Below are 21,017 nucleotides of genomic sequence, written 5' to 3' on the forward strand. Positions count from 1 at the left end.
GTCGAAAGCACCGTCCTGAGCACGCCTAGGTCCAGCGGTCCATCAAAGCGAACCCGAACACCGCCACTCTCGACCACCAGGGCCGATGTTGCCGGTGCAGGCACCGGCAACTGCACAGGAATAAACGTTGGTTCAGGCTGCGAAAGCGTGGCCGCTTGGCTGCGCTCGTGTATGCGGCGCCAGCGCGCGATCATGTTCGCGTTTAGATCATGCGCTTGCGCAACTTCCGCAATTGAGCGCGCCGGGTCGTTCGCTTGCGCAACGACCATCGCTCTGAATTCCTTCGAGTAGTTCTTCGAACCGCGTCGGCGTCCCGGTGCCTTCTCTTCCATCATCCTGATTCCCACTAGATCTGGTGGGAATCAGATTGCCGCTTTCCGCTCTTCACGAACAGACGGTGAAGACGCGACGCTTACTTTATACAACGCCTTTATTGCTGTATCAACATAACGCCAACTTCAACACTAGAACAAACATTTTGATAAGTATACCGAGTATATTCCAGCAGACATTAGCCACAAATAAGGAAACGAAGCTCCAGTTGAGACGTAAGTTGTTGAAGGACCAAAAGGCTCCCAAAGGCACCTAACGTCCAGCCGGCCACTGAAACATGTCATCTTCTTTAAAACATCGTCTTTTGCCCCGTCTCGACGGCGTGAATACGCATCGCAAGGGTAGGATAGGCGGAGGAAAAAGAAAACCAGCGGTGCCACGACTTGGACGGATAAAGCGTGGCCATCTCGCGCAGCATGGTTAGAGTCGCATCGCGCCCTGCCACAACAGAGGCACCGTTGTCGGCCCGGTATTCGCAGTAGCGGCGTAGAGCTAGGAACAACAGGAAGCCAAGGAAGAACAGCGTACCGCTACTGAGCATGTGACTCATGATGGCGAAAACGCAGGCATAGGTAAAAGTAATCAGGATATGTCGTTCGCGGATGTGTGCGCTCTCATGGGCGATGACGCCGCGCATACCCTCATCGCTCATACTGGTCAGCAAAGCGGTGGTCACATAGATGCGCGAATGCTTACCCAGGAGCCCGACCGTATTGGCTTCCTTGTCAGTATGGTCGTACAGAACGATGGGGCAAGTCTCAGGCAGTGAAGCCACTATTGCTGCCAGCCGACTTTGCAGCGCCTCATCACGCGAGGGCTTCGGAGCAAGAAAGCGAGCGGCGAGCGGCGCACTGGCATAGAAACCGAACAAGAAAATTAGGCTGGCGATGGTCTGAGCTAGTGGCTGATAGGCTGGGCTGAGCGTTAGACGCGCTGCCACCCATAGAATCCCGCCGCCCACTTCCATGATGAAGACGATCAGGATAGCTCGTCGGAACCAGTGCGATGGGATCATTGGAGTTTGCAATCATCGCAAACAATGACAGGGGAAATGGATCGGTACGGGCTCTGAGCAATGCCGGCGCGCCAGTCATTGCGCATGTTCACCGTTTGCGCTCGGGTGGCGCAACCGCCCAGGATCACAGCTGCAAAGACAGCAAGTAAAATGTACTTCCTTTTCATTCAGTCCCCCTTCCTAGGTTTAGGTTGTTGATCCCATCAAACAATTCTAGGCGCACGAGGCGCTGACGCGAACCTCCACCATGCGCGCGAGGATCGTCTGCCTAAATTCATAGACAGACACTTATTTACACAATACGGTAAGCCACTAGTAAAAGCCGCATACACTTGGCGGTTTTCATAAAGACAGCAAGCAGAACCTTGCCGTGCGCTGTCAAGCTTGGCATGTAACGAGCCTCATGTCATTGTCAAATAGGCAGATAAAGGATATTTTGTCATCCAACAAACCCGTTTACTACCCAAGGCTAAAGGAGCACTCGAATGAAGCAAATTTTTGTCCTTGCTTTTATGATGGCAGCACTGTCAAGCGTTGTGTATGCCCAAAAAGAATCGGCACAACAGGGCGGTATGTGTTTCTCAGACAATCACAGAATCAGCAACTCGGAAGCCGTATGGAGGTGCGAAAACCTCGGCCGGGTAACCATCAAAGAAATTTACGAAAAAGGGTTTCGGGTTGTGGGCTCCTATCCAACAGACTATGCCGCACTACAGCCCAACGCCACGGCCAAAAGGACTCCTTCGAGTGTATACCAGTACCTCGTCATTGAGGAACAACGGAGATGAAAGTCTTCAAAATCCTATTTGGCCGCCGACGCTGGATGCTTTGGACTCCCGTGCCGCTTGCCGCGCTAGCCTCAGTCAGCGTTGCTGAATTTGGCACGCTGCTTGTCGGCGGTTTAGTTTTCTGGATCCCCTATTGGTTCGCATGGTGGCTGAGCGACGGATTCAAGGGCATGTCCGACTGGCCGGTTGAAGCACCGACTGTCACAGGCGGCGGCATCCACCCGCTAACGGGAAAATATTGCATGATTCATCATTTACCTTGGGGTGATGTCTACTTCTAGGCGGCAATTGAAGGGGCTAAGCCCCTTTCCCTTAGTCTTTCTTTCCTCCCGTATTGATCTGAACATTAGCCGCACTTTCCCGTTTCATGTTGTCGCTAAGCTTTTCGCCGTCAGCCGTGCCATCACCGCCCGTGATCTTATCCAACACCTTCTTACCGTAGTCCTTGACGTCCCGGACCTCCATGTCCTCCACAACGCCCATTTGATTCACCCGCCCTGCGCCGACCTCTTTGTCCGGGCTGGCCCAGGCGTTCACGTTCTCGTCTAAAGCCTCAGCACGCGCTGGTATGCTGCCCCTGCTCTTCGAATCGAGCTGTCTGTGCACACCCTCCTTGGAACTGCCAACGATGGGTGGCGCACTGGTATCGACGTTTAGCGCGCGAGCATCGTGATACCCGGTCTGAGCCACTTTGTTTTTGTGGACGCTAGCAATGTTCTCCGGAATCTCGGCGCGGGCCTTGGCCGCTTGCTCTTTGAGATCGCTCTGGGTTATGGGCAGTCTTTCGCCCGCGAAAGTGTGCTGCGGCATGGTCTTGGACTGCTCCACCATGCCCTTCTCGGTCACATAGTCGCTGACCATTTCCATGATCCGGTTCTCGGATTGATTGGCGAAACGCATGGCGGTCATGCCGTTGCGCGCAGCCACCTTATCGAACAGGTACGGGTCGGCCATCAGATCCTTGTGGACCGAAAAGGAATCAGTCTCGTTACGGCTGACCCGGTCGCCAGCCCCGTACTCGCGCCGATTTGACTCGTCGAGTACGTGCCCACGTTCATGAGCGCTCAAGCGGGTAGCGTCTCGGCTATGGCGATCTGTCTGGTTTGACTGCTGGCCCGATGTCGACTGCTCGCTTCGCGCGCCGGTGACGGAGAAATTCCGCTCGGTATGCGCTGCTTCGTTTAGGCCGTGGTGAGTGGACACTTCCCGGTTGCGGCCGTGTTCAGCCGAGTAAATCTTGCGCGAGTCAAGACCTAGGCCAACGTTGAAGATACTGCCGGCACCGCCGCCCTTGCTTGCACGATAATTGTCCAACGCCTCATTGATTTGCTGTTGCGTTGCCCCGCCTTGTTTCATCGAGTCAGTAATTCGATTTTCTTCGCGCGGATCGATACCGCCACCGGTTGCAGCAGCGCGGGCACCACTGCTGCCCCGACTGCCCTTTCCGACACCCAGATTCATGCCCAGCCCATCCTGAGCGCCGGCCTGCATGCTAAAATTTGACCCCTCGCGAAAATCCTTGCCCAGACTCTGGCCGGCCGTGTGCTGGCCACCGTAGCCGCCCTGCTCCGTCGTGCTAGTCTGGACACCGTGCTGCTGGTAAATGCCTTGCGTGCTGTCGTGGCCCTTGGCGTCGGTCAAATTAGATACGTCGCTGTGACGGTAGGCCAGCTGGTCGCCAGAAGAAGTGATGTCGGTTTGGTGAGCCTCTTGATTGCGCGAAGACTCAAATTTTTTGTCCAAACCCATCTGCATAAGCATCCGGTTCTGGAGTTGCTGCAACGCCACCGCGCCGTTAGCGGCCATCGTGACCGCTGAACCATCGCCCCGGCCAATAGTTGCACCGCCACCCGACAAACCGATGTTGCCGTCGTACTTGTGCATCGAGGTCGTATTAACCGAGGCCGTATCCAAGCCAGCCTGCCCCACGTTCACGTTGCCGCTGGCCATGCCAGAGCCGATGGCTGAACCAGCAGAAGCAAAACCGGAGAACATTTGATGGGAAACGGACATAAAGCCGCCCTGCCCCATTCTAATGACCACACCGGCAATGAACGGCACTAGCACAACCATGTAGCCGATCATCGCTTGCTCGTTGGTCAAAGTCGCGTCGAAGGCATCGGAAAGCTGAAACGGCACGCCTGCAGCCAGCTCCAGCGCCCGTGCCTTATAACGCAGGTGCATTAGCGATAGATGGTTAATCATGGCAAACAAGACCGGCCACAGCCCGATCCAGGCCAACGACATCAGATAACCGCCAAATACCTTCTTGGCCCCCTCCGTAGGAAGCACCACCATCAGCACTACCAGAACTGGGAAAAGGCCATAAATGATCGCCTCGATCCAGTTGCGCATATGAGGCAATGTCTCCTGCGCCAGCAGGCTCAAGGTGGAGTTGGAGCCATCCGCTTGACGTGCAGCTTGCGCGGCGCCAGCCAAGGCACTGACTTCGGACACGCGTGCGGGATCGTTCAGCAACACTGGCAGTTCGGCGCCCGCTTCTTTCCAAATATTGTTGAACATCGACTGCTTGATGGCATCGGATGCATTGCTGGCGTTGTTCAAGATCCAGTCGTAGGACGTACCCACGGCGGACATGAACATGCTGGTGGCAATCGCGTCGGAGGCGGCCCGCGTAAAGGCCTGCTTGCCATAAAAGCGCTGACCGGCCACCACGGCATCGTTCACTCGTTGTTTAAGGATGGCAGCAACACTGGTGCACGTATCCGTGGTCGGCTTACTGGTCAGCGTGTCATAAGTCACAAAGCGCGCCGGGCTCGTGTGGCTGAAGACCTCTTTCCAGGTGTCGGTGCCACCGACGATTGTCTGTGGCGTGATTTCACCATCCCTCACATCGTAAAACGTGCATTCCTTGATGAACTGCATCAGGTCGGCGCGCAAGCCTGGATCACGCACTGTTGCTTTGTTGACCTGCTTTAAAATACGGTGGCCGAAACCCACATCGCCTTTTTGCAGCCCGAGATCGTCGGGCACACCAAAGACGGTTTCGTAGGTCCGTGTGAGAAAACCGAACACCAAATTGTTCGCTTGAGCGACCCCTGCCAGTGCGAACGGTACGCGATCCACTACACGCGGCGGCTCCAAACCCGTCCGATCTGTGATGACCAAGCGTGCGATTGGCATATTGAGCAATGACGTGAAGACCAGTGCTTGGAAAAACCACTTGGCCATTTCGAGTTGCTTGTTGCCCGCGAAGGCGAATATGCTCAGGGCAATGGCGAGAATGAAAACGTACTTGAGCAGGCCGAAAAAACCGGCACCACTCATGACAGACGCCACCGCGTTGAACACGTAGTAGAGTGTCTCGACGTTCCAGTAGGTATGAAGTTCGATGTCTATCATCGGCTCCCTTCCTTAGCGCAGGCTCTTGCCAAAGGCCAGCGAGGCGCGCAGGGTCTGCGATAAATTCGCGTTCATGACCCGCTCCATATGTCGCACCTCTTGAGCAATGTTGTAGGTGCTGACGGTTTGCGAGTAGGCTGTGGCCAGCACTTGCTTGGCCGCGTGGGAAATGCTCTCCAATTCCGGCCTAATCTCTTCCAGCGCCTCGTTTTGGGAAGCGTCGGACACGAGCGAGAATTTGGTGATCGCGGCACGCAGGTCGGTGACCGCACGCTGGATATAGACTTCGGCGTATTTGGCCGCGATCAACTCCTCGTAGCGGCTAATCAGCGCGTCGGCCAACGACGTATTACCCAGCGTCGTGGTAACAGCCAGCATCTTGTAGATAGGCAAATCAGTGGCATTCAAAAAGCCGAGTACAGCTGTCATATCATCGTGCGCGGAGCGATCGGCGATCTTGCCCGAAATCGCCCCCATTTTCTGCCGCACCATCGCCTTGAAGCTCTTAACAGCGGTAACATCTTCGACAGGGTACAGGCACCCCTCCGCACTCGTAGTGTCGCAACGCCAGATCGGCACGATGATGGTGTCAGACGTGCTACGCACGCCAACCAGTGCCTCCACAGTGATCTCTTTTCGGATAAGAGGTTTTGGTTCTCCAGCAGCATCCGGGCTCGTGGGAAAAATAGTGCTGCCGATCATCGACATCAGGATCATGCGATGCTCATCTGTGATTCCGTCTAGCTTCTTAAGTGCCTTCCACACGACGTTTCCGCTTGGCAATGCGTCCCTGGCTTCCGGACGGGTGTTTTTTGCCCGTTCGATGGGTTCGTTGGCCTTTCTTTCGTTATTCATCACGTTAGTCCATGCATCCGTGATGTTCTCGAACAGGTTCATATCGACGCCGTAATTCTTCGCAGCGTTTTGTTTGCCGCGCTCCCACGTATTTGGCAGGGCGGCATTGACGAGGCCCTTGGCCGCCTCGCATGAGTCCATGTTGAGCCGGTTGATCTGCTGAGCGGTCGCCTGCAGCGCCTGCATCACGTTGTCGCACGTGGGGCACAGGTTTTGGATCGCCAGCTTGAAACCATAGCCGAGCGCGTTTGAGCCAATGTTGCGCATCATGGCTACAAACTGTTCTTTGTTGATGTAAGAAAAGCCGCCCATGTACAAGTCGATGCCACCACAGCCGGCGCCCCAGCTTGGCGGCGTTGACGTGGCAAGCTGATAGGTGCGCTTGGGCATGCGCATAAATAGGCTACCTCCGGTATAGAGGTTCATCGTCTGTCCCTGCAGCACGGCCGGGTTGCTGACATTACCTTGCGCGTTGACCGAATCGAACAGCTCTTGCATCGACATCGCATAAGAAAAGCTGCTCGAGGCCAAAGCCATGACCAACGCTATTACTTTTTTGCGCAGCATAGGTCACCCCTTAAAAATTGTCACCCGGCTTGGTGGCAGTCAACACAAAAATGCGATTGACGATTTCCGACAGCGCCATCATCCCGAAGCCGATAGGCGCAAGATCGCCGGTATGCTTCGAGCCGATAAATAGGGCCGGCACACGCTCGATGCCCCAAGCAGCGGCCTGTGCACGGCCATCTCGCGGGTTCGGAAACTCAGGTAGCCCCCCACCGTCCAAAGACACGCCCAACACGTCAAGACCGTACTTGTCGGCCAGCACTTTTAATGTCGGTGCCATGGCGTGGCAATATGAACAGTGGCTGCTGAAAAAGAAAATCAGGCCGTGGTCTTTGGCCAGCCTGCGTAGTTGCTGTGCCTCGTTCCGCAGACGCGCCGTATCATAGACTTTGATCGCCGAGTTGTTAGCCGGCCGCTTGAGCGTGTAGTCGAAGTCCGGGTTTTGCCAAACCACACGCCGCCAGGTGTCCGCGAACACCGCGCCCTTGTTCTGCGTAAGCTGCCACAGTTCGAGGTAGTCCTTCAGATTCTGTTCGGTGGGGTTCATCACCGCCACGTCCTCGCGGCGCTTCAGTTCCTGGCGCAGCTGCTCAGCCGTCTTAATGTCCTTCAGTTCGATGCGCTTGGGCTTGACCGGCTGTGTAGCCGGCTGCTGGATCTTCTCCGGGCCCTCGTCCATGTCGCAATACCAGTTGAACTTGTCGGTATCGCACTTCCAGACCGAGGGATAATCTAAGACGCTCTCGGCATGGGCAACGCCCGAAACGATGACAAGGGCAAGCAAGGTTCGCTTCAGCATGGTGGCGTCACTCCAGCGAGATAGGCGGTGTGCCGTCGAGACAGTAGTTAACCTGGGTCTTCAGAATCGCGTCGGTGCGCCCCTTCGCCGTGTTTACGTCTTTTTTGAGAAAAACGGTTTCCACTCGCTTGCACTCTTTGCGCTCAAACGATTGGATGACCTTGGCGCTGACCAATAGCGGTCCGGTGCTGCGGAACTGGCGGGTGAAGTGTTCCGCCACCTCGCCTTCCATGACACCGGATGCGCTACCGTTTCTGATGGCATCCGCTAATAGATCATGCTGACGAGTGTAGAGGGTTTGGGCTAAGCTCTTTTGAGTTACAGTCGAGCACGCCAGCAGCAGGCAGATGAAGGTGAACTTTCTCATTGGTCATAATACCCCTGCACTTTGTCGTTCACGGTCTGCTGGACCTTATTGGTCATTTGGGGCAGATTGGCGTCTTTGGGAATCATGTCCGCGATGAATTCGGACAAGTCGATTCGCGAGAAGTCGAGTGCTTTAAGTTGCGCTTCGTTGAAACCGCTGCAGCTATTCATGGCCATGCCGAGTTGGGCGCGGCCCTGGCGGTTAATGATCTTGGCCAGCTTCGAGTTAAAACAGCAATGTCGCTCTTTCTTCTCCACGCAGACTTTGAGCACCTTCTTGCTGCAGTACGTTTCGACGTGGGCGCAAAGATTTTGGCCGCGTTTCATCGACATGGCCTGCTCGCTTGAATCGCAAGCCAGCCACTCTTGAACAAGCATGATCCCAATCTGCAAAGCGAAGCTTGAAGGATCGAATCCGACGAATTGAAAACCATTGGCTAAACTGAACTCAAAAGTGAACCCGTAGAAGCCGAATTGCGGATTCAACACGCCGTCGCCAACAGCAGACGCCCAGTTGTTCATCGCACCCAAGCCCTTCTTCATCAAGGCGCTGTCTAACTGCCCATAGAGCGCGTCGTAGACGTATTTCGAGCCCATCGCCACCGCCTCGCGGCCGGCCTGACCAGCAACCGCTACGCCCGCACCAAGCAGCTGGTAGTTGCTGAACTTTTCGCCCCCGCCTGTGCTCTTACAGCAGCTCTTGAGTGTGGCACCGCCTAGCACTTTGATACTGCACTGCTCCATATAGCCCTTAAAGATTTCGACCTTATCCGGATCGACGCCGTAGACGCCGGCTTCACGGACGGCCTCCATCATCACTGCGGCTTGGCCAAAATCCTCATCGGGCGGTGCACTGGTGTCGAAGCACATTGCCTTGCTATCCTGGCAAAAGGCGCTTTGGTCGCACACGGTGCGCTCGGTGTAAGTTTCGGGCTTATCGGGACATTGATAGCTAAATTCATACATCACACACGTACCGGCATCGTCTTTGTCGACACATGTCGCCCCTATTTGTACGCAGCCGCGGTCGCGCAACGATTGACAGTCGTTTACCGTCGCAGCACTACGGCATTGGTAGGTATCTTCGAAGGCCCAACAACCTCCTACCTGATCGACCGTGATGTTCAGGCCTTGGATGTTTTTGACGGGGGTCGCGTCAATGCACACGCTGGATAGGCGATGGCAGTCACCGGCGACTGCCAGCTTGGGGCCCCACGCCAAGAAAATCATCGCAACAAGCAGCCTTTTTATCATTGCGCTCTTTGCTCTAACGTTGCGCATTGGTTATCAATGAGCGAGCCTAGCATGACCAACCTTTTGGCGCTGCCGACGATTTTTACCGTGCAGGGGCCAATATCGTTCGCGTTTGCACAAACCAAAACGATCTCGTTATTACCCTTCTTAAAGTGCGGCGTAATATCGAGATTGGGCGATACACCAAGGCAACCCCAATTACACCCATCATCATAGAAGTGGCCCATCGAGACGCCATGGCGATCTTTATAAACAATTCTTCGCTGGCGCCGCAATCCCCTGCCGATTAATTCTTGACCGACGCTGCCCCAACGCATATCGCCGTAGCCACTGAGCACGTTTTCGAAGACCTTAGTGCCATTGATCCACAGTTGACCGTAATTATCAACCCGATACCAAGTCAGTATAAGGCGCTCCGGGTTGCCGTTGACGTGAAAATTCATCGTGTACGTTTGCGCCGTCCATGGAGGCACGTTGACGCCGTGATCAACCTCAAAATACGGGGTTTCGACTATCGTGCCGACGTTTGCTGAAAATCCCCGCCTGCATTTCACGTTCTCAAGCGTTTGAGATTCTGTACAGGTTTCGGTGATGAATGTCGCTGGGTGAATGACTTTCTCCACCCGGCATCGCTGAGTATGGGCTCCCGGCACGGGACCTGGGTTGTCGATGACGGATTTTGAACCCGTTAATAACGGATCCGTTTTCTTGTCGATGGTGTACTTGGGCCGGGTAGCCGGCGTCTTCGACAAAAAATTGACCGCATCGCATTCCTGTTGCTGAAAGGCGTCGGAAGCTCTGTAGGATTGGCAGGCATTTTGCTTATTCGTGCCGTTCGCGCCGATTAAATTGCGCCCGCCTTGAAAATGCGCGGCCTCCGGCGCGCTAGTTCCGTAGTAAGGCAACTGCTGACTGCCAGTGTCGCCATTGACCTTGCCGACCGCGGCGTCCTTTGCATCATTGGCAAATACCTTGCCGGCGTTAAAGGCGTCAGCTTGAGTATTGATGGAATTTTCGGCACGCGCGGCAATAGCAGCAAGCACGGCCAGTGTAGCGAAATAAAAGACACGCATTATGGGTGCCCTCTGAGCTGCTGAATGTAGCGGTTTGCCACGTGGTTAAACTGCGGCAGGTTGCGCCCGATCTCATCAAGGGCATAGTCTAGAGAGACATCCCCGGCCACCGCTGCAAATTGATCATGCAACGCGCTGCCCTCGTTATCCACGCTGTCTAGGGTGGCCGCCTCGGCCAACACGATGGTGGGCACCACTTTAATCTTGTACTTGTTGAAGGCGTTTGGATTCACTACCACGTTGCCGGCCGGCTCGTCCAGCGCGTTGATTGCCTGCACGGTGTCCTTAAAGGAATTATTCTTGAAGCCATACAGCACAACCGATGCGCCCACGCGGTTGGCTTGGCTCACCAATCGCTTGAGCGATTCGCGCGGCATGGTGAAGCTGGCGAAGATCATCAGATCGTCCATCTTACGTGCCTCGGCCTTACGCTCGTACTGTCGGGTAATCGCCTCGATATCGATGCCGACCCGCTCGGGCGTCGGTACGTTCGGGAACACGTTGGCCGAGTTTTGGATGTCCGGGTTATTTGCGTCGAACATGGATTTACGCTCCCGCTCTACCTTCTGGCGCTCGCGCTCGATATCGTGCACGCTGGGCATGGCGCCTTTCCTCGTCAGGGTGGCCGGGTTGGAGACATCAAACATCTGCTTGCGTTGCGTCTCAATACGTTGACGCTCTTGATCCACCTCAGACGCGGTCGGTGTGCCCTGCGCCACGCTTGCCCGTACAAACGTAGCGAGCAGCATCAATCCAATGCCAACCTTCTTCATCAGAACCCCACTCCCAAACAGCAATTTTTCTTACGGAAAATCATGTAGGCAAAATCCTCACCTTTATAGGGATAGCTCCTGCCGGCTCCCCATAAGGCCGTCGTGCGCCCATAGGGCTGACAACAGCGTCTATTGATTTTTTGCGTTTGCGGTATCGGATAGAGCATGTGGTATTTGTATTGGGTCTTGTCCATGACCGGTGACGGATAAATGCCGCACAAACCATCCTCGCCCGATGTGCCCCACATGAGGAATTCGCGGTGCAGCTTAGCGGTCATGCGCTGCACCAGCAGTGAACTTGCCTGCACGTGCGACACGTGCGCTTGTACGTGGCCGTTTAATGGGTAAATCGATCCTTGGCAGCCCGCACACCAGAACAGGACATTGCTGCCAAAACCAAAGGACGACAGTACGCAGTCGCCAGCGCACGCGGCCTGAGCAATAGGGTTGCCGAACAGAAAGGTCTCCGGGTTCAGTAGCATCGTCAGCTCATCGTCATTCCAAGTTGGATCGACCTCGGTAATGTAGGCAACGTCAAAAGAACCCGTTTCAAGGCATATGAAGTCTAATAGCACCTCGAGCCAGTAAAGGATGGGGTCGATGTACCAGTGAACTTGATAGCTGGACTGCTTCGTGTTGTCCTGTTGCAGGCGCACTTCACCTTCTGGCGCACGAATGCCGGGATCGATCTTGATACCGCCCAGCGAAACAAAGCAGTACGGCGTGCGGGTCACGTCCACGCGCCGCGCCGGCTCCCAAAAGGCGGTCTTAATTCCGATACGCAAAGGGTCGGTGCAGGTGCAGAGAAAGCCACCTGGATTACCGGTGTCTTCCTGGCCCATCGTCATGATTCGGATGCCCCCGAGTGTGATTGGAAACAGGCAGCTCCAGCAAATGTCGGTAATCGGGTTGGCAAACTTGCCCTGGCACACCCCGGCCACGCTCTCGTGCGCGAAAGTGACGAACAGAAATATGCAGACGGCGACAAGCCTGCGTTTCATTGCAACTCCTTCGCGGGAATCTCCTCGACGAGCAGCATCTTTCCTTGCTGGCGAATCACGGAAGGCACGGCCTTGATGCCGAACCGCCGGGTCAGCGAGCCGTGCTGGTCATAAAACACCTGAGTCTTCCAAGCTTGGGTCAGGTCCAGCCAGGATCCGGCCACCAAGATCGGCTTTAGGCGAGCCGGCCCTTGCGCGACCAGCTTGTGCACGGCTTTGCACTGTGCGGCATCGCGCCCGTCAAAGAACACCAAGGTCTTTGTCAGGTTCATCATGTCCAGCGGGTTAATCTGGGTGCCCGCCGGGATGACAATGCGTCCATCGTCGGTGGTGACAGCCTTGGCATAGGTGACGGTCGGGTCGATCAAACGCTGGGCGCGCTCGGCCACGGCGGTGATGCCTTCAACGGGCTTCATGTGCTTGACGCTGTCCATCGAGCGCTGGATCGCTTGCTCCTGCAGTTTCTTCAACTCGCCGGTACGCTCTTTTTGGCGTAATTTCTTCATGATCATGTCAAGCGCGCTTTCCTCGCCAATCGGGTAAGTTTGCCCGATGACGCCCAAATGGACAGCATTGGCGGCAGGAAGCATCGCCGCGGCTAGCCAGGCCGCGATTAGTTTAGAAAACCTCATAGGCCCTTCCGATGACTTCGACTTGCTTGACGTTGCCAGTGAGCGCGTAGCGCGAATCCAGACTGTCCGGGTTGGGCGTGGCCACAAAGTATTCGCCGGGCTGAATAGGTCCGCCTTTGGCGGGCACCAGGGGCACGCCGGCCTTCGAAAAGGGTTTGGCCACCCCGATATATTGGTCGTTGACAAAAAACGCCGTGCCGTCCCGTTTAACCGTGTCACCGGGTACACCGGCAACACGCTTGATGAAGGTAGTACCGGCCGGGTAGTTCGCACCGCCGTGCCAACGATAGGCGATCAGGTCGCCCTTGCTGAGGCCGCCGCCCTTGTGAATGACGTAGAACGTGCCCGGCAGGCTCTTGGTCAGACTGAGCGTGAAGACAAGCCAGGGCGTAGCGGCCACAGCCAGCACGCTCATGCCGAAGATGCCGGCGCACAGCGACAGGTACAGACGCTTGGTGTTCATCGCGTGATCCTCGCACGCACATGGTTCGTATAATCGATGGCTGTGCCACCGAGCAGCGCGGCCTTGTTGACAATGACGCAGTTGCATTCCTTGCCCAGTTCATCGACGGTACCGGACAGCTTTTTAGCAAAATCGACGGTCAGCTTTTCGGCCATCGCCCGCTGTTCGTCGGTCACGTCGCCGCCCTGGCTCCCCACATCCAACATCCGCTTTTGCTCTTCTTCGATCAGCATTTGCAGGTCCACAGTCGCCAAGCGCGGCGGCATATTGCGGTGGAGCACATAGGCCACTGGCGACAGTGCAAGCAGCGCGATAAAGGCCGATAGTAGAGCCTGCATGGCGATGCGCATGCGGTCGTTGCTGGCCGGCGTGCTAGTCGGTGCCGCCTCACGGGAGGCCGGCACCGAGTTGTTCGGTTCAGACATTTTTTATCCAGGGCGCTGATGAGAGTGACTGGTGTAGCCACGGCGCTGCAACATGATTTCCAGGGTTTGCATCGTCGTGTAGCCTTGCTGCAATAGCGCCTCGCACTCGTTGAAGTCGTCCGCGTTGGTCGAGGCCATCAGCAGCGAGAACGGATCGGGGATGTGGCGCACCACAGCATCGCCGTTGGGCGACGAAATGAGCATCTCAGAAAAGCGGTTTTTCTCAGTGCGCAGCGACAGCAGCATCCGCTTCACAGCCGGCGAGAAATTCACCATACCGTCCTCAATCAGCTTTTCCAGGTTCTTGCGATCCTGGCGCAGCAGAATTTTCCAGTCAGCATTGTTGTAGGCGGCCCGTGACGCGTCATTCTTGAAAGCGTCCTCAATGCCCTGGGTACCAAGACAAAAAATTCCCTTATACTTGCGCGCACGACGATAACCTTCCTCAATGAATTCAGCGGTCTCTTTGTCTGAATCGAGAAGCTGCCACGCTTCGTCTATCAAGCACAATTTTTTGCGATTGCGGGACAGATACATGTCGTGGGCGATACGGCTAGTGAGCACATACAACACCACGCGGCGCAGTTCGGGCGCGTTTTTGAGTTCTTCCAGTTCCAGTCCCACCATATCGACGTCCAGACTGATATTGGCGCGACCGTCAAAGAAATCACCGTACACGCCTTCCTTGGTAAAAGGCTGGAGCTGTTTGGCCAACTCGTAGGCCACGCGCTCGACTCCGCCCGATTCGTTCTTGATTTTGGACTGTAAGTAGTCGCGAATCCGGGTGGGATTGGTTTCCTGCCCGTAATCATTCCAAGTCTCAGTAATGGCCTCCGCAATGAGCGCATACTGAAATTCCGTGAGCGGCGCGTTCGGGGATGCCATACGGCCGATCATCGGCTTGAGCATCCGCATTTCGGCCTTGAAATCTAGCTCGTTGTCCGTGCCCACCCAGCTGAAGGGATTGATGCAAATTTTCATGCTGGGTGTGAATTCCAGGAACGTGCCACGCTGCAATGCGACGAGGTTCCGATAGGAACGGCCTACATCCATCACCCACACGCGAGCACCGATGCCACGATAGGCCGACACCACCTCGTTCATGGCCACGGACTTGCCGGAACCTGACACGCCAGCCACGAAGACGTTGTAATTGCCCTGTTGGTTGCTATAGAAGTCCAGGAAAGTCGGCGTGCCGCGCCGGCCGAAAAACATCATTACTGGATCACCCGCGCCTTTCCATTCGCCAATCACTGGTGACATATCCACTGCATTCACGGTGGTCTTGTTGGTGAGCAAACGCATCTTCTGCAGGTCGTCGCGCACCTGCTCGGTCAACGTCATGGGCAGACTGGCGTACAGCGCGGGCAGTTGCAATAGTCGCAGCGGACAGATGGTGAAGCGCTCGCTTCGCCAAATGTTGAGCGCGACCTGGCTGGCCCGGTTGATTATCTTTTTGGGCGCAAACAGCAGCAACGTGTGATATAGCTCGCACATGCTGCCACCGTTGTTAAGCTGGTGAAGTACAATGTCCCAATCGTTCGCCTGCATGTGCAGCGCGGGCTGAAACTCAGCCATCTTGGACTTGGCGTTTTGTTTGGTGCGGGCAGCTTTGAACTGCGCTTTGGTGTCCACCACATTCGGGTCGAGCGTGAAGACGCCGCCGCAGACCAAAAACGGGCAGGGGTACTGCAGACCGTCGTCAAAGAAGGCGCCGATGATGTTGGCCATCTCCCACAGTTCTTTCTTTTTCGGGTACTGCAATACACCAAAGCCGCGCACGGCTATGCGAGTATCGTCATCGCTCTCTTGCTCGGGCGGCAGGCCAAACAGGATTTCGTTGGCTTTGACACGCGCGTGCTGACCAAACCGGGTCACTTGGTCTTTAATCGACTTTCCATCGTCGTAATGCAAGTCCGGCAGCGGTTCCTGGTCAAACATGCACTCGGGATTGAGGATAGGCCACAGGAAATGAATGAGGCCATCGGCATTCAAGGGAAAAGCTGGCAGGCTCGCTGTACGCAGTGACGCGCGCAACGTCTCGCGCAACTCGTACATTTCCTCCACCAGCTTGCTGTCTCGGTGAGAACCTGCTTTGGTGATGGATACAAGCAGGCGAATGTTCTTAACAAAATAGTTGTCGTTCGGCCAAAGCGGAGTGCCTTTCTTGTAAATGTATTCGACGCGGCGCTTAGCCAGATCCTGAAAGAACGGTGGGGTACGTTCGTTATCCACCGCGATATGCCGCTGGTCCAGATAGGCTTGAAACGGCTCATCTAAGATCGGGCTACCAAACAGGCACCACTGTATGCCGGTGTGTGGAGGAATCGGTGTAAAGAGCGTCGTCAACCGATTCGTCATGTCCTCATCGGCGCCGGTCTGCGCGATAAGCTCAAAACAAAAGGACACGGAGTTGTCGTTGTAGAACAGCCCGGTGCTCTCATCGTATTGGTCATATTTGAGAATGCGATGCAACCCGTATAGGCTGGTAATTTCGTTGGCCATCTCCACCGGCGCGGGCTGCTTGCCCACGTCAGAAGCGTTTCCCAGCACTGTTTCGTTCCAAAACTTGGCTGCGGCGCCTTTTAGCTTTTCTATCGCCGTTTCTTGCATTCGTTGGCCTCCGTAATGGTTTCTCGTGCCGGCATGCTCTGAAGGGGCCCTATTTGGCCTGTGGCGCTACGTCGCCAGGCGTTAGCACGCCGTCCAAGAATTGCGCAGCTTGGGCGTCGCTCATGCGGTCCTGACGCACACCGATTACTACTTCTTCCGCTTCACCGCCCTGGACAGCAGCTTGGCCATACTGTTGATCCTGGCAGGCTTGGCAGTCTTGCGCTGCGCCGGGCGATTGCGACATGGTGGCGCTGGCCGGCGCGCGTACCGGACGGTAGGCGTCCTGGATGCGACGCTGATTGTGTTCGATTAACCAGCGGCCTGAATCGACTTGTAAGTAAACGTAGCTCTGGTCGTGCAAATCACCGTCCGAGTCCTCCCAAGGAGAAAACCACACGCGCAGCAGCCGCGGCGCACTACGGATCGGTGTGCCGCTGTAGAGCGGCTTGGTCATCACGCCTTTCGCCTGCGAAAGCGCAATCAAAGGATCAGTTTTCGCACGCTGGTCCATGCGCTGGCCAGGCAGGTCGTTTGCCTGGGCATTGGCATAGATGCCGCTCATGGACTCACAAAAAATTCCATCTGGCACCTTGCACGCAAAGTTAGATTTCGCATCGAGGCCAGACATGCTGACGCAACCGCACAGAGCCAGCATAGCCCCCAGGCTCAAGGCCATTGCTCTCGTCTTCACCACAGGCTTCATTGGACCGCTCCTTGCTGAGCCACTGGCTTGCCGTCGTCTAGCCATCGGTCAAGCTTTTCGGCCGGCGCAAAGCCAGGCATCACGCGCCCATCGGCGGCAATCAACGTCGGGGTACCGACTACGCCGAGCTTCGAGCCAAGCACCAGGTTGTCATTGACCGGGTTGTTGCACGCCACCAGCTTTGGCTTCTTGCCGGCCAACATGAGTTCGCTCCATGCCTTGCCATGGTCGGTCGCGCACCAAACGCTAACCGCCTTCGTCTTGGCCTGCGGGTGCAGGGACTCCAATGGGTAAAGGAAGGTGTAAATGGTCACGTTATCCAGACGCGCAAGCTCGCCTTCCAGTTGTTTGCAATATGGGCAATCGGGGTCGCTGAAGACGACGAACACACGGCTGCCGTCGCCTTTCACGGACTTGATAGCGTTGGCTAGGTGTTGCGTGGGAAACTCTGTGTTCTTGGCCTCGCGCTGGCGCGAAGCGGTTAAGTCCACCTGCTCCTGCATGTCGAACAGATGCCCAAAGAGGAAGAAGCGGCCAGACTCATCAGTGTAGGCAATGTTCTCGCCCATCACCACTTCGTAGAGGCCCAAGACTTTTGACTTGCGAACTTCATTGAAAGTCGTTTTTGGGTACATGGCCTTGAACTTGTCTACGATATACGCTGGCGCTTGCTCGTTGGCAAAAGCGGGAACGGCGAGCGCGGTGGCCAACGCAAAAATCAATGCGCGCTTAGTCATCTTGATAACTCCTGTTGCGGGTACTGGAGCGTTTGAGCAACCCCCGGTATTCCTCCTTGGCAAGCGCCTTGCCGTCGTACACGGCACCTTTAGTGATGAGAATTTCGACAGTACGGCCACCGTCCGTTTCAATGACAGGAAACAGCTTGTCCGCGGCCTTAAGGTAGTACTGTGCAAGCATGTTGGAGGCGCTACCCAAACCACCGCCGAGGCCGGCTTGAGCCACCTTGTCCGGGTCGACTATCTGCGTCATTCCACCAGCACCGGAATTCACAATGGAAGAAGACTGCTGAATCGCCTGACCAATGCCAGACAGCGTGCCGGCAAAGAGCGCGTTAGCGAGCAGCTGGCCCTGCTTGGTGACGAGGCGGCCACGCACGCCAGTCTTGCCGTCTTCACCGATCACTTGGCCCTTGACGGGCATCTCGACCGTCTCGCCGTTGATAATGCAGCTCAGCGTTTCGGTGCGGCCCATCATCCGTTCGGAGGAGAGGTCGCCCCACGCTGCGGCGATGAACCGACAGTCCTTAATGTCAAGCTTGTGCTTATTGGCCAGATTAGCCACGTCAATTACGTGAAAGGCCACCGGTAACGGGTTGCTTTGCGCCTGGCCGCCAGTGGGCGCATCCACGCCGTTGAGCATCGCTACCCTAACGAAAGAGCCAGCAGGGATGAAATTTATAGGAGCACGCTTGGCCTCGGCGGCCCCTTTTGTCGTCTCGAACCGCGTAGCCTTCTCGTTGTTCCGGAAGCCGCCCCCTTCCGCGTTCCCGTCTGCCGCACCGGCGAGCAGACCATCCATGCCGACCTTGCCGCCCGGCAAGCCGAAGGTAATCATCTCCAATTCGCGCTTAGGCGGCTCGGGCGCAGAGTTGAGCGGCTGGTTCAATATGCCGGATTCACTGTTGCCGGTCGGAGAGTTCAACACGCGCTGACCGGCGCCAGTATGGCTGGTAGGCAGCGGCTTGTCGAGCACGGAAGCATCGGCAGCCGGTGAGCTTGCGCCGGCGTCAGCCGCCTTGCCTGCCTTTAGCTCTTCCAGCGCCTGGGCGAGCCGCTTGTTGGCTTCTTCCTGCGTCTTGAGTTGAGCCTTTACCTCGTCAATGCGAGTAGAATTCGCCTTTTCGGCCGCTGCCTGCTGGGCACGCCAAGCGTCCTTGTCGTCCACCGTGCCGGGCGCGGTGATGGAGACGGTCTTGGGCTTTTCTCGGTGGTGGGTCGGACCGCTGTCAAACAGGAACATGCCAGCGCCGATCAGCACGATGATGCCAGCCACAGCACTACCGGTTAGCAGCATCTGGCGCTTCTTGATTTGGGAATTCGGATCAATCATTGTCTTTGCGCTCTCGCACAATGAAGATGTTTGTCGATTCCCCCGGTGGCAACGTCTGATGCTCGATGGCGACTGCGCGCACGCCACGCCGGTACAACTCCTGTTCGACCAACAGCAAGTCGGAAGGGGACACGTTGGTTAGGCGGTATTTCTCACCCACCATGTCATCGTCAATGTACTTGTCCTCCAAAACCAGGTGGCCTTCCTTCCACAGCGGCACCTCCTTGTTCACCGTGATGACATCCACGCTCTCCTGCTGCGACTCATCGGCCATCACCAGCATCAGGTCTTTGATGTGGCGTTGGTACGATAACGCGCGGTTGCCCGATGCCGCACGGCTCGAAAGGGCCGCCTTCTCGCTCGGCGGCCGCAGAATGATTTCCTCTCCGGCGACCGGGCGTGGCACCAGAATCAGCTTGTAGGTCATGCCCTTTTCGTCGGAGACGAACAGCGTGACAGTGCCGTGGTTCATGCTGTCGCTGGCCAGGGCGAAATATAGTGCACCAAGCGCTTCGTCTTTCTCGTACGTCAGCACGCCCTTGGCCGAAGGCACGACGTTAGCAATGCGGCGTCCCTCGATGGCCAGGCGGTTCTGTTCGTGGGCCGAGATATTGACCTGAACGTGGCCTCGGTCGGCGTTGTCAACGATCTGCGTTGCACGTGCTTCAAGTACCAGTAGGCTTAGAAGGATCGCGCTTAACGATTTCTTCAATTTTGGATACATACAGACGCCCCGAGACCGTTACGTTAAATTCAACAAGGTAATCTTTGTCACGCTCGGAAGTAAGCTTGTCGGCGATGTAGGTCTTCAACCTGCCGCTGACCTTGACGCGCAGATCCTGCTCGTTCACCTCCTCTTTGCGCGGCACCCAAATCGTGGTGACCCGCTCATGCCTCATGCGAAGCGCCGCGGCCTCCAGCGACGCTTTGAGCGCACCGTAGCCATCCGGGTGAGCCATGCGCAGGATGGTCTTGACGTTGTAGTCAACGTTGTCTGGCGTGACGGTCAGCACCTGGGCCAGCACATAGTCGGCCATGTCCAGCAGGTAGTCCTTGTTGGCGTAGTTCGAGCTGATTTCGTAAGGGCGCTTCACCTCAGGTGGCACGATCTTGGTGGTATCGCGCAAAACGACGAAACCCAGCAAGATCACTCCCATCAACAGGGCGGCGAGCAAGCCGACGTTCAACGCACGATGAAAACGCACTTGCGATTTCAGCCAATCTCGCTCGTTGTTGGCTTTTTCTGGCGACATGGCACACTTGTTCCTATCCGTTGAGTTCTCGGATATGGCTACCCGGCAGCTCCTTGGGCTGCGGGAACCCGGTGAACCAGTACAAGAGGTGGGTGGCTATGCCCGGGTGCTTGCCTGTCTTAAGCTTGCTGTAGAAAAACGCAGTTGCAACTCCAAGACCCAGACCAAGAATGGGAAAGCCCGTGGCAATGCCCGCCAAGACACCCATTAAGCCAATGCCAGCAATGTCCAACTCCCAGAATAGGAACTTGGGGGCATCGTCCAAGCGCCTCGGGATGTAGTGGGAAAGATCGGTTTTTTCTGACATAGCCACCCTGCACCTTTAGATGATTGCCGTAAAGCTGGCGTTGACGATGCCGACGGCCACACCGACCCCCATCGACAGCACAACGCCACCGAAAAACCAACTCCAGTCCTTCCTGACAGCGGCCATGACTGAACCAACGCCGATAGCGATAAAGGCTGCCAGCCTGCCCAGGTTGCCCTTGACCCACCTTTCCCACTGCGTCACTGCTGCGTCGAACTCCGTACCGTCGCTAGCATAGACGCTGGAGACAAGCGTCATCAAAACCATGACGATGCCTACCTCTATCAGCGTTCTGAGCCACCGCTGAGCATTGCTGTCGCGCGCGCTTATTGCTTGCATTACGGTCATTTGAAAAGCACTCCTT

General features: G+C 56.1%; 23 protein-coding genes. 2 read left to right on the forward strand and 21 right to left on the reverse strand.

The features are described from left to right. Positions 1–332: IS66-like element accessory protein TnpA (gene tnpA, locus KPG66_RS13875; protein WP_237071193.1), on the reverse strand; the 332-nt coding region annotated here is incomplete at its 3' end. A 290-nt stretch (positions 333–622) separates the two neighbouring features. Next, on the reverse strand, positions 623–1,348 hold the full coding sequence (locus KPG66_RS13880; RefSeq protein WP_041755114.1) for a M48 family metalloprotease: 726 nt from the start codon (positions 1,346–1,348) through the stop codon (positions 623–625). A 485-nt stretch (positions 1,349–1,833) separates the two neighbouring features. On the opposite strand from KPG66_RS13880, the gene KPG66_RS13885 reads away from it, so the two are divergent. Both KPG66_RS13885 and KPG66_RS13890 read left to right on the forward strand, forming a co-directional pair. Continuing rightward, a complete protein-coding gene (locus KPG66_RS13885; RefSeq protein ID WP_237071194.1) occupies positions 1,834–2,136 on the forward strand; it encodes a hypothetical protein in 303 nt (100 codons plus the stop codon). After that, positions 2,133–2,417 carry a hypothetical protein gene (locus tag KPG66_RS13890; protein WP_237071195.1) on the forward strand — a complete coding sequence of 95 codons (285 nt, stop codon included), beginning with the start codon at positions 2,133–2,135 and terminating at the stop codon, positions 2,415–2,417. Before KPG66_RS13885 ends, KPG66_RS13890 begins: the two co-directional genes overlap by 4 nt. Positions 2,418–2,448: 31 nt before the next feature. On the opposite strand, the gene KPG66_RS13895 is transcribed toward KPG66_RS13890, so the two are convergent. From KPG66_RS13895 to KPG66_RS13985, 19 genes are all read right to left on the reverse strand, one after another. Beyond that, complete coding sequence (locus KPG66_RS13895; RefSeq protein ID WP_237071196.1) at positions 2,449–5,499, reverse strand: conjugal transfer protein TraG N-terminal domain-containing protein; 3,051 nt, start codon at positions 5,497–5,499, stop codon at positions 2,449–2,451. A gap of 12 nt (positions 5,500–5,511) precedes the next feature. Continuing rightward, positions 5,512–6,921: a conjugal transfer protein TraH gene (locus tag KPG66_RS13900; protein ID WP_237071197.1), complete on the reverse strand. Its 1,410-nt coding sequence runs from the start codon at positions 6,919–6,921 to the stop codon at positions 5,512–5,514. A 10-nt stretch (positions 6,922–6,931) separates the two neighbouring features. Beyond that, on the reverse strand, positions 6,932–7,720 hold the full coding sequence (locus KPG66_RS13905; RefSeq protein ID WP_237071198.1) for a conjugal transfer protein TraF: 789 nt from the start codon (positions 7,718–7,720) through the stop codon (positions 6,932–6,934). Between the two features lie 7 nt (positions 7,721–7,727). Continuing rightward, positions 7,728–8,087 carry a hypothetical protein gene (locus tag KPG66_RS13910; RefSeq protein WP_237071199.1) on the reverse strand — a complete coding sequence of 120 codons (360 nt, stop codon included), beginning with the start codon at positions 8,085–8,087 and terminating at the stop codon, positions 7,728–7,730. Then, positions 8,084–9,340 carry a conjugal transfer protein TraN gene (locus KPG66_RS13915; RefSeq protein WP_237071200.1) on the reverse strand — a complete coding sequence of 419 codons (1,257 nt, stop codon included), beginning with the start codon at positions 9,338–9,340 and terminating at the stop codon, positions 8,084–8,086. Before KPG66_RS13915 ends, KPG66_RS13910 begins: the two co-directional genes overlap by 4 nt. Next, on the reverse strand, positions 9,337–10,413 hold the full coding sequence (locus KPG66_RS13920) for a conjugative transfer aggregate stability protein (RefSeq protein ID WP_237071201.1): 1,077 nt from the start codon (positions 10,411–10,413) through the stop codon (positions 9,337–9,339). The genes KPG66_RS13915 and KPG66_RS13920 overlap by 4 nt, the downstream gene beginning before the upstream one ends. Further along, a complete protein-coding gene (trbC, locus tag KPG66_RS13925; protein WP_237071202.1) occupies positions 10,413–11,186 on the reverse strand; it encodes a type-F conjugative transfer system pilin assembly protein TrbC in 774 nt (257 codons plus the stop codon). Before trbC ends, KPG66_RS13920 begins: the two co-directional genes overlap by 1 nt. Next, a complete protein-coding gene (gene traU, locus KPG66_RS13930; protein ID WP_237071203.1) occupies positions 11,186–12,187 on the reverse strand; it encodes a conjugal transfer pilus assembly protein TraU in 1,002 nt (333 codons plus the stop codon). Before traU ends, trbC begins: the two co-directional genes overlap by 1 nt. Then, entirely contained in the window at positions 12,184–12,819 is a 636-nt protein-coding gene (gene traW / locus KPG66_RS13935) for a type-F conjugative transfer system protein TraW (RefSeq protein ID WP_041755112.1), read from the reverse strand. Before traW ends, traU begins: the two co-directional genes overlap by 4 nt. Next, a complete protein-coding gene (locus KPG66_RS13940) occupies positions 12,806–13,282 on the reverse strand; it encodes a S26 family signal peptidase (protein ID WP_237071204.1) in 477 nt (158 codons plus the stop codon). The genes traW and KPG66_RS13940 overlap by 14 nt, the downstream gene beginning before the upstream one ends. Beyond that, positions 13,279–13,707 carry a hypothetical protein gene (locus KPG66_RS13945; protein ID WP_237071205.1) on the reverse strand — a complete coding sequence of 143 codons (429 nt, stop codon included), beginning with the start codon at positions 13,705–13,707 and terminating at the stop codon, positions 13,279–13,281. The genes KPG66_RS13940 and KPG66_RS13945 overlap by 4 nt, the downstream gene beginning before the upstream one ends. Positions 13,708–13,710: 3 nt before the next feature. Further along, positions 13,711–16,320, reverse strand: a complete 2,610-nt coding sequence (gene traC, locus KPG66_RS13950; protein ID WP_013436704.1) for a type IV secretion system protein TraC — start codon at positions 16,318–16,320, stop codon at positions 13,711–13,713. A 49-nt stretch (positions 16,321–16,369) separates the two neighbouring features. After that, positions 16,370–16,882 carry a TraV family lipoprotein gene (locus KPG66_RS13955; RefSeq protein WP_237071206.1) on the reverse strand — a complete coding sequence of 171 codons (513 nt, stop codon included), beginning with the start codon at positions 16,880–16,882 and terminating at the stop codon, positions 16,370–16,372. 137 nt (positions 16,883–17,019) lie between these two features. Continuing rightward, positions 17,020–17,760 (reverse strand): DsbC family protein, encoded by a 741-nt coding sequence (locus KPG66_RS13960; RefSeq protein WP_237071207.1) that lies wholly within the window; start codon positions 17,758–17,760, stop codon positions 17,020–17,022. Further along, on the reverse strand, positions 17,753–19,093 hold the full coding sequence (locus KPG66_RS13965) for a TraB/VirB10 family protein (protein WP_237071208.1): 1,341 nt from the start codon (positions 19,091–19,093) through the stop codon (positions 17,753–17,755). The genes KPG66_RS13960 and KPG66_RS13965 overlap by 8 nt, the downstream gene beginning before the upstream one ends. Continuing rightward, positions 19,086–19,805 (reverse strand): type-F conjugative transfer system secretin TraK, encoded by a 720-nt coding sequence (locus tag KPG66_RS13970; protein WP_237071209.1) that lies wholly within the window; start codon positions 19,803–19,805, stop codon positions 19,086–19,088. Before KPG66_RS13970 ends, KPG66_RS13965 begins: the two co-directional genes overlap by 8 nt. Further along, a complete protein-coding gene (locus KPG66_RS13975) occupies positions 19,759–20,346 on the reverse strand; it encodes a type IV conjugative transfer system protein TraE (RefSeq protein ID WP_013436699.1) in 588 nt (195 codons plus the stop codon). The genes KPG66_RS13970 and KPG66_RS13975 overlap by 47 nt, the downstream gene beginning before the upstream one ends. 13 nt (positions 20,347–20,359) lie before the next feature. Then, positions 20,360–20,653, reverse strand: a complete 294-nt coding sequence (gene traL / locus KPG66_RS13980) for a type IV conjugative transfer system protein TraL (RefSeq protein ID WP_237071210.1) — start codon at positions 20,651–20,653, stop codon at positions 20,360–20,362. A 15-nt stretch (positions 20,654–20,668) separates the two neighbouring features. Further along, positions 20,669–21,001, reverse strand: coding sequence for a TrbC/VirB2 family protein (locus KPG66_RS13985; RefSeq protein ID WP_013436697.1), 333 nt, complete (start codon positions 20,999–21,001; stop codon positions 20,669–20,671). Positions 21,002–21,017 lie beyond the last annotated feature (16 nt).

The sequence above is a fragment of the Mycetohabitans sp. B2 genome, from assembly GCF_021733735.1.
GTDB classification, from domain to species: Bacteria; Pseudomonadota; Gammaproteobacteria; order Burkholderiales; family Burkholderiaceae; genus Mycetohabitans; species Mycetohabitans rhizoxinica.